This is a genomic window from Micromonospora sp. NPDC050200 (assembly GCF_040656135.1).
Classification (GTDB): Bacteria; Actinomycetota; Actinomycetes; order Mycobacteriales; family Micromonosporaceae; genus Micromonospora.
The window spans coordinates 24,700-32,793 of the sequence record NZ_JBFALG010000070.1 but is presented as its reverse complement, the minus strand read 5'-3'; the positions used below and the strand labels follow the sequence as shown (position 1 = coordinate 32,793).

The following is an 8,094-nucleotide window of genomic DNA, read 5'->3' as shown; positions in this document are numbered from 1 at the left end:
CTGCCACCGCCACAGCCTGACCGCCGCAGCGCCGCCCGGCCGACAGGCCGGACGGCGTGTCAAACACCGTGAACGTTCGTGGTCACGGCACTAGCAGCGTGGCACGTTCGGGATGAAGCCGTCGTAGCCGGTCAGCACGTACGCGTCGGAGATGTAGCGGTTGGTGCCGATCCGATTCCAGATGTTGCTCGTGCCGTACGTGCCGGTCACGGTGGTGCCGGTGGCCTGGCAGTAGATGCTGACAGTCGCGCCATCGGCGACGGAGCCGACGATGGCGTAGCTGGTCCCGGGCCCGGAGCGGACGTTGAGGGTCCCGCCACCGGTCTTCACGGTGCCGGTGCCGATGCCGGTCACGCCGTTCACCAGCTGCATGTAGTACGTCCAGTTCCAGTTCGGGCCGGGATCGGTGTGCGTCGCGCCGGGCACCTCGATGTGGCCGATGATGTGCGTGCGGTCCTTCGGGATGCCGTACTTGTTCGCGAGGTTGCGGGTCAGCGCCGCGGACGCGCGGTACATGGCGTCGGTGAACCAGCTGGGGTCGTCGACGTAACCCTCGTGCTCGATGCCGATGGACTGGGTGTTGTAGGTCCAGTTGCCGGCGTGCCAGGCGATGTCCTTCTCCCGGACCGACTGGGTGACCGCCCCGTCAGAGGAGCGGAACGTGTAGTGCGCGCTCGCCTTGGCCGCAGGGTTCTGGAACCAGCTGATCGACCCGGCGTAGGAGCCCTGGGTGACGTGGATGACCACGTAGTTGACCCGGTAGTCGGAGGGACGGTTGGCCACCGTGTAGTTGCCGGAGTAGGCGGGCGCCCAGGCGGCGGGCCCGTAGTCGGTGCTCATCGTGCCGACGTCGCCTGTACCGAGTGCCGGCACCCGGGCCAGGGCGCCCCGGTCTGGAGTGATCCGCCGGCCCGCCACCTTCAGCGCCGCGTCCGCTGGCGCGGTGAAGCCGGCGACGAGCAGGTCGTAGACGGTGTCCGCGTAGAGCCGGGCGACGGCCGGATCGGTCGCGCCGCCGTACCGGACGATCGCGCCGTACCAAAGGCCGATGTCCGTGTGGTCGGCGGCGGTCAGGCCGGCCCGGTCGGCGTACGACCGCAGCACGGCGGCGGCTCCGGCGATGTTCGCGGCGGCGTCGGTACGCAGTACCGCGCGTTCGAGTCCGGTCAGCGCGGATGCCTCGTCGAGCGTGCGCACGGCCGGGTTACTGGTGAGGTGCATCAGGCCGTAGCCACCCGACGCGCTCGGTGCGCCGCCGTGCCCGTCCAGCCGGGTCTCGGCGTAGCCGAGCGCGACGAGCAGATCGCGCGGCACGTCGTACCGCGCGGCGGCGGTAGCGAAGGCGGTGTTCAGCGGGCTGACCGCCGCGCCGGCCGGTGCGGCGAGGGCGGGCCCAGCAGCCAGAGCGGACTGGGCGGACAGGCCGAGGGTCAGGATCAGCATGGCTCCGACCAGGCGATTCGGTCGGCGCAGGGGAAACCGAAGACGCACGGTAGCTCCTTTCCGGATGACCGGACGTTTCCGGCCAGGAAAGCCGGGTGGCCGCACCGTACACTGTGATAGGCATCGATGTATAGTTCTTGCGGTCAGGCCGATCGTAGTGGCGAAAACTTTCACCAGGACACGGCCGGTCCTGGGTGCCCGTCGACGGACCACCGCCACACCCCGCGCGTCCGCCTCCGGGGCGGCACCTTGCAACGGCCTCGGCTTCATCGGCACGAGGACCGGGTACGTCAGCGCGACCGCCCGCAACCACGCGGGCCGGTCTGTGTTTTGCAGGTTTTGTTCAGAATTTCGATGCCCTGTACGACCCGGCGGTGTCGTTGCTGTCGAGCACCGGCAGCAGCCGTTGGTACGGCCGTTGGCTGACCTGCTCGTGGTCCAGGATGATCTTGACGCGTACCCCCCGCTGGTGCGCGTTAAGCAGTCGTCCGGGCAGGTCGGGGGTGGTCTCCGAGTCGGTGACGTCGGTGACGCTGAACCCGAACCAGGACATCTGGATCTCTCCGCCGGCCGGTACCCGGTCGATGATCCGGGCGAGCTGGATGAAGATCGCGTTCTGCTGGGCGGCCGTCCCGGTCGGCCGGTTGAAGACCGCGTCGTTCATCGTCGGATCCGGCTCGGCGGCGCTGGCCGGCCCCGCGCCCAGCGCCGGCACCCCGAGACGTGGATGTGCTGGTGATCGGCGCCTAATGAGTTCTGGGAGTGAGCCATCCGACGAGCCGGTTGGCGAGCTGGCCGGCGTACACCGCGGCGACCGAGGACGCGGCGACCGAGCGGTTCATGGAGTTCGCCGACGCCTGGGGAAAGAAGTTCACGGCGATCGTGAAGCTGTGGTCCGACGCGTGGGCCGAGTTCGTCCGGTTCCTCGCCTTCGACGTGGAGATCCGCAAGGTCATCTGCAGCACGAACGCGATCGAGAGCGTCAACGCCCACATCCGCAAAGCCGTCCGCGCCGGCGGCCAATTCCCGAACGAACAGGCCGCGCTGAAGTGCGTCTACGTGGTGTTTTGAGCCCGGTCGGCGGCGGTCAACCGGGCTCGGCTCGGCAGATCTAGGCAGCGGTGACGCGCACCGCGTCGGCGATCACGTAACCGGTGCCGGTCGTCCACCGGCTCACCCCGACCACGTTGTAGTCACCGGCTGCCAGGGTGAAGGTGCCGAGGACCATCCACTGGCCGCCGCCCGTACGTTGGTCGACGTTGACCGTCCGGTTACCGCTGGTGGTCACGATCACGTGTGGCGTAGCGGCGTTGTAGCCGGAGTTGCTCGGATACCAGACCTCGATGCGGTAGCTGGCGGTGGCCGGAATGTTGACCTTGAACCAGGCCGGGTCGCTGGCCGCCACAGGGGTGGCGAACCGGTAGTCGGTGCCGTAACGCTGCGTCGAGAACGACGAGATGCCCCAGTTCGCGCTCGCGGTGAACCGCCCCGCCGTGGTGTTGTCCACGATCGCACTGAAGCCGCCGACGGTCACCACCACGCCCACACTCGCCGCGCTCTCGTTGCGCAAGCGGTCCAGTGCGCTCACGTGGTAGGTGTACGTGCCCGCCGCCGCGGTCTTGTCGGTGAACGAGCCGGTCGTGCCGGTGGCCCGGACGGTGGCGATCAGGTTCGTGGCGTCGGCGAAGGAGCAGGCGTCGGTCGGGCCGCTGCCGCTGACCCGGTACACCGCGTACGACGTCGACGTCTCCGATCCGCCGGCCTGCCAGTTGAGCGTGACCCCGCCGGCGCCTGACACGGCCGAGGTGATGGAGGGTGCCGCCGGTGCCGTTCCGCCCAGGTGGGCGGCGACCGGGATCAGCGCCGGGCGACTGTAGTGGTCCGCGACGATCCGGCTCACCCCACCGAGCCGGTCGGCGCGTACGTCCTTCGCGGTGAACTGGATGTCGCCGAGGACCTGTGGATGGTTCCGGTTGAGCAACAGGTGGTCGCTCAGCTCAGCCGGGTCCTGCCACGCCGGGTCCTGGCCGGTGGCGCCGAGACGGTAGGTGGCCTGACCGATGAAGAGCTGGACCCGGGTTCCGGACACCACGTTGGACCACCACGGGACCAGGACCGCGTAGTCGGCGACGCTGAACCCGATGTGCCAGTAGATCTGCGGCGTGATGTAGTCGATCCATTGCTGCTTGACCCAGTGACGGGTGTCGGCGTAGATCGCGTCGTAGGACTGCAGTCCGCTGGTGGCCGAGCCCAGCGGGTCGGTCGACGAGTTACGCCAGATGCCGAACGGGCTGATCCCGAACTTCAACCAGGGCTTGACCGTCTTGATGCGCTGGCCCATCTCCCGCACGAGCAGGTTCACGTTGTTGCGCCGCCAGTCGGAGATGTTGCTGAACCCGCTGCCGTAGGCGGCGAACGTCTGCTGGTCCGGGATCTGCTCGGTGCCGGACGGGTACGGGTAGAAGTAGTCGTCCCAGTGCACGCCGTCGATGTCGTACCGGTTGACCGCGTCCATCATCGCGTCTTGGACGAACGCGCGCACCGTCGGGATACCCGGGTTGTAGTAGAGCCTACCGCCGTAGGAGAAAATCCAGTCCGGATGCTGTCGGGCCGGGTGGCTGGCGACCAGCCGGGACGGGTCGTTGTGGGTGGCGACGCGGTACGGGTTGAACCAGGCGTGGAACTCGAGGTTCCGGGCGTGCGCCTCGGCAACCATGAACGCCAGCGGGTCGTACCCGGGATCCACCCCCTGGGTGCCGGTGAGCCACTGCGACCACGGCTCGTACGGCGAGGGCCAGAAGGCGTCCGCGGTGGGCCGGATCTGCACGACCACCGCGTTCATGTTGCGCTGTGCCGCCAGGTCGAGCCAGGAGCGGAACTCGGCCTGCTGGGTGGACACGCTCAGGCCGGTGCCGCTGGGCCAGTCGATGTTCGCCACGCTGGAGATCCACATGGCTCTGAGCTGCCGCTTCGGGGTCGCTGGGTTGGTCTGGCAGGCGGTTGTCCCGAACGCCGGCTGGCTGGTCGCCCCAGCCCGTGCCGCAATCGTCAGGATGCCGGCAGCGGTCACCGCGGCGACCGTCGAGGCGAGGATGCGAAACCACAAAGTTCGATGCGTGCCCATGGTAGAAAATTTTCGGCACGCCACGGGCATAGTGCAAGACTTCTTCAACCCCACCTTCACCCGGTGACTACACGAGTCCGCCAAGGAGCGGCGAAGCCGCCGCAGATTGGTTGACATACTTCAATAAAACTACCCATTCGGTGTCGGCGACCGCCCGCTACATACGCCTCAACATCATCACCCCGACCCAGGCCACCAACCAGGCCGCGCGGACCTACAAGGTGAGAGTCTTCGCCTAGGGCGTGCCCTGCCGATCTTGTAGTGATGGGTCGCTGACGATGTGCCGGTGGTGCGTCGTGGTCCGATCAGGCTATGGAACACCGCCAAACCCACGGCCAAACCCACAACGGACATAGACTACCGAACCACCCTCTGACACCAACAGTCGGAGTGCATCGCGGCCGACATCCCATAGATGCCGGCCGCGATGACTACCGGGAAACCCACGACGACCGCCGTTGTCGTAGAACGGGCCTGCGGCGCCGGCCATCGACTGCCGGCTCGGGTGGCAGCGCCTTAGACTCGGGTGACCCGTACCGCGTCGGCGATCACGTATCCGGCGGCGCTGGTCCAGCGGCTCACGCCAACCAGGTCGCGGTCGCCCGCAGCGAGGTTGAAGGTGCCGATCGAACGCCAAGCGCCGCCATTGGTGCGCTGGTCCACGTTCACCGTTTGATTTCCCGCGGCGGTGACGATCACGTGTGGCGTGGCACTGTTGTATCCGGGGTCGGCCGGGTGCCATACATCGATTCGATAGTTGCCGGCCGCCGGGATGTTGACCTTGAACCATGCTGCGTCGCTTGCGAGCACCGGGTTGGCGTACCGGTAGTCGGCCCCGTAACGCTGGGCGGAGTACGTGGAGGTGCCCCAGTTGGCGCTCGCGGTGAAGCGGCCCGCGGTGGTGTTGTCCACGATCGTGCTGTATGTGGGTGGCGGCGTGCCGAGGCCGAGGTAGTCGGCGATGCCTTGGGCGTGCCCGTTGGCGGTGGCGGTGATGAAGTCGGCGCGCTTGAGAAGGTTCGCGTCGGCAACGGTGTCGATGAACAGGTTCTCGGTAAGGACCGCCGGCATGGTGGTCTCGCGAAGCACATGGAAGTTGGCCGTCTTCTGGCCTCGGTCGGTGACCGTGGCGATGGAACGCATTCCTGACAGGACCCGCGGGTGTAGCGCGTTGTGCAGGTTGACGTCCGCCGCGCCCGCCGCCAGGTATCGGTAGCTTTCGAATCCAGTGCCGCCGCCGGAGTTGATGTGGACGCTCACGAACAGGTCAGCGCCCCATGCGTTGGCGTCGTTGGTGCGGTCGACGAGGCTAACGGTGGCGTCGGTCGTGCGGGACATTCGCACATCGACGCTCCAGTTGGTCTGGAGGATGCTGCGCAGTTGCAGCGCGATGTTGAGGGTGAGGTCCTTCTCCTGTAGGCCGTTTCCGACCGCGCCGGGGTCGGTGCCGCCGTGCCCCGGGTCAAGGTAGATGCGGGGGACCGCGGCCTGTGCCCGGCCGGCAACCATCGGCGCGACCATAGCGCCGGCTGCGGCGGCCAGAAGTGTACGGCGCCGCACGGTGGGTTCACTGAGCATGAGCACCTCTCAGATCGGGGATGGGGTTGTCGGTTACCTGCCGGTGCGACCGTGATCTGCGAAGGCAGGGGTTGAGCCGGGCGGGACGACATCGCTCGGGGCCTCCCCGGCGCGGCCCATCATCGAACCGCCGAGCGTGTCGCCCGCCTGCCGCGATCTCCTGTCGCTCGTGAACGTCGCGTACAGGCGTTTCACGATGACGCCGAGTCGTTGGCAGCACATCTGCACCGGTGATGGGATCGCCGATCAGGAGCCCGGATGTGCGGTAGCTGGACGAGCTTCTTCGCCAGCAGGAGCTGATGCGTTCGGCGCGGCCAGGGTCCCCGCGCTGACCTGGCTCGGCTCGTTCACCAATCCCGATGACATCGCTGTGTCGCGTCGCTCCATAGTGGATTCCCGTACGGCGTGTGGCCTGCTTGCCATGCCTGGCTCATCAGACGTCTGGCGGGTACGGCCGCAACATCGCGGCAGGTGCTGCGGGCACCGCTGGCATCGCGTATGCAGTCCACCGAATCGTCACGGCGCGACTATAACGAATATCGATGGATCGGCGAAGGATGTTTGCGATCCTGTTACCTGCCTTGAAGGTTTTCTACGACACGTGCGCCGTGTCCATGGGGTTCACCTGCGAGGTGCAGCGACCCGAGCGCACACCCACCCTGTGGGGGTGGCCGCGCCGGTCGCGCGGGCCGGATCCCCATGGGCGTCGCGGCAGGCTCGACGGGACAGCGGCCGCCGCGGATCGCGTACGTAGAAAATCTTCCCTTCAGCCGTTGACTTTGGTGATTTTCAACACAACAATCGCCATCTATATCGACATCTATCATTGTCGATCATCAACTCGGGAGGAGGTACCCATGGCAGCTCTGCAAGGCGAGATGTCGTGGTTCTGCTGCGGCAGCGCCTGGGGTCCCTGCGGCACCGCGGGCGGCGGCGCCTGCGGCACCTGCAAATCCGGCAACTACCAGCACGCCTGGCCCAACGCCTCGGACGCATGCTTTTCCATCACCCGCCCGGACGCCTGCGGCGTCAGCATGTCCCGCCGCACCTGCGGCTTCCGGCACTACACCACCAACCCCTGCAGCGGCGCCCGGGTCGGTACCACGATCGCCGACTGCGGCCCGCAGACCGACCTGTGGTGCGGCGAGCGCAGCTGCTGCGGCTCGTCCTGCGGCACCAACCGGATCATCGACCTGACGCCCGCGGCGTACAGCGCGATCGCCAGTCTCTCCACCGGGCTGCGGCCCTGCTCCGTCGACACGGTCTGAAGGGGAGGGCTCCACAATGAACCAGACCTTCAACCGTCGGCGGTTGCTGGCCACCGCCGCGCTCGGCGGCGTGGTCGGTGCCACCGGGCTCGGCTCCCTCGCCCCCGAGGCGGCCTTCGCCGCCGAGGCGGCGACCGTCGAGCCCGGCGCCCCGGACCCGAACTTCGCCGAGGGCCGAATCAGCAAGATCTCCGGCAACATGCTGCTGGTCACCGGCTCGGACATGGTGCTGCACTCGCTCCGGATCACCGACGGCACGAGCATCTGGAAGCTGCACCCGACCACGTTCGACCGGGTGGCCGTCGGTGACGGGCTCTACGCCCGCGGCGTCCGCCTGCCCGACGGGACGCTCGCCGCGGACTCCGTCTGGGTCAACATCGTCAACCTGCACGCGCACATCGCGGCGGTCGGCCGCAACGTGTTGCACCTCGATCACAAGGGCCGTCGGATCGTCGCGCACGTCGTGCCGGGACGTTCCGCCGCGGTCTACAACGGCACCCCGGCGATCAGCGACATGTCGCTGCTGCGGGTCGGCCGGCACGTCCAGGTGCTCGGCGCCTGGCACCCGGACACCAACGAGATCGACATCGCCACCGTCTACGCCGCCGCTTAACCGGCGACGCCCCGGCGGTACGCGGCCGCGTACCGCCGGGGCGTCATCCGCCGGACGACCCGATGGAG

The 8,094-nt window shown here is 67.8% G+C and carries 6 protein-coding genes and 1 pseudogene; 3 read left to right on the top strand and 4 right to left on the bottom strand.

Annotation, left to right across the window (positions count from 1 at the left end):
- Positions 1–90 precede the first annotated feature (90 nt).
- Positions 91–1,491 carry an N-acetylmuramoyl-L-alanine amidase gene (locus AB0I41_RS30225; RefSeq protein WP_357113992.1) on the bottom strand — a complete coding sequence of 467 codons (1,401 nt, stop codon included), beginning with the start codon at positions 1,489–1,491 and terminating at the stop codon, positions 91–93.
- Between the two features lie 295 nt (positions 1,492–1,786).
- Positions 1,787–2,107: a hypothetical protein gene (locus AB0I41_RS30220; protein ID WP_357113991.1), complete on the bottom strand. Its 321-nt coding sequence runs from the start codon at positions 2,105–2,107 to the stop codon at positions 1,787–1,789.
- Positions 2,108–2,238: 131 nt separating this feature from the next.
- On the opposite strand from AB0I41_RS30220, the pseudogene AB0I41_RS30215 reads away from it, so the two are divergent.
- Positions 2,239–2,508: pseudogene (locus AB0I41_RS30215) on the top strand (transposase); the annotation flags it as partial.
- Positions 2,509–2,554: 46 nt separating this feature from the next.
- Here AB0I41_RS30215 and AB0I41_RS30210 read toward each other — a convergent pair.
- Together AB0I41_RS30210 and AB0I41_RS30205 are read right to left on the bottom strand one after the other, a co-directional pair.
- Positions 2,555–4,396, bottom strand: a complete 1,842-nt coding sequence (locus AB0I41_RS30210; protein WP_357113990.1) for a family 10 glycosylhydrolase — start codon at positions 4,394–4,396, stop codon at positions 2,555–2,557.
- 687 nt (positions 4,397–5,083) lie between these two features.
- Positions 5,084–6,076 (bottom strand): N-acetylmuramoyl-L-alanine amidase, encoded by a 993-nt coding sequence (locus AB0I41_RS30205; RefSeq protein WP_357113989.1) that lies wholly within the window; start codon positions 6,074–6,076, stop codon positions 5,084–5,086.
- Positions 6,077–7,002: 926 nt separating this feature from the next.
- Here AB0I41_RS30205 and AB0I41_RS30200 point away from each other — a divergent pair.
- Entirely contained in the window at positions 7,003–7,413 is a 411-nt protein-coding gene (locus AB0I41_RS30200) for a hypothetical protein (protein WP_357113988.1), read from the top strand.
- 16 nt (positions 7,414–7,429) lie between these two features.
- A complete protein-coding gene (locus AB0I41_RS30195; protein WP_357113987.1) occupies positions 7,430–8,026 on the top strand; it encodes a cell wall protein in 597 nt (198 codons plus the stop codon).
- Positions 8,027–8,094 lie beyond the last annotated feature (68 nt).

Coding starts and splice junctions, on each gene's coding strand:
- AB0I41_RS30220 (WP_357113991.1), bottom strand. CDS start 2,107: ATGAACGACGCGGTCTTCAACCGGCCGACCGGGACGGCCGCCCAGCAG.
- AB0I41_RS30210 (WP_357113990.1), bottom strand. CDS start 4,396: ATGTGGATCTCCAGCGTGGCGAACATCGACTGGCCCAGCGGCACCGGC.
- AB0I41_RS30205 (WP_357113989.1), bottom strand. CDS start 6,076: ATGGTTGCCGGCCGGGCACAGGCCGCGGTCCCCCGCATCTACCTTGAC.
- AB0I41_RS30200 (WP_357113988.1), top strand. CDS start 7,003: ATGGCAGCTCTGCAAGGCGAGATGTCGTGGTTCTGCTGCGGCAGCGCC.
- AB0I41_RS30195 (WP_357113987.1), top strand. CDS start 7,430: ATGAACCAGACCTTCAACCGTCGGCGGTTGCTGGCCACCGCCGCGCTC.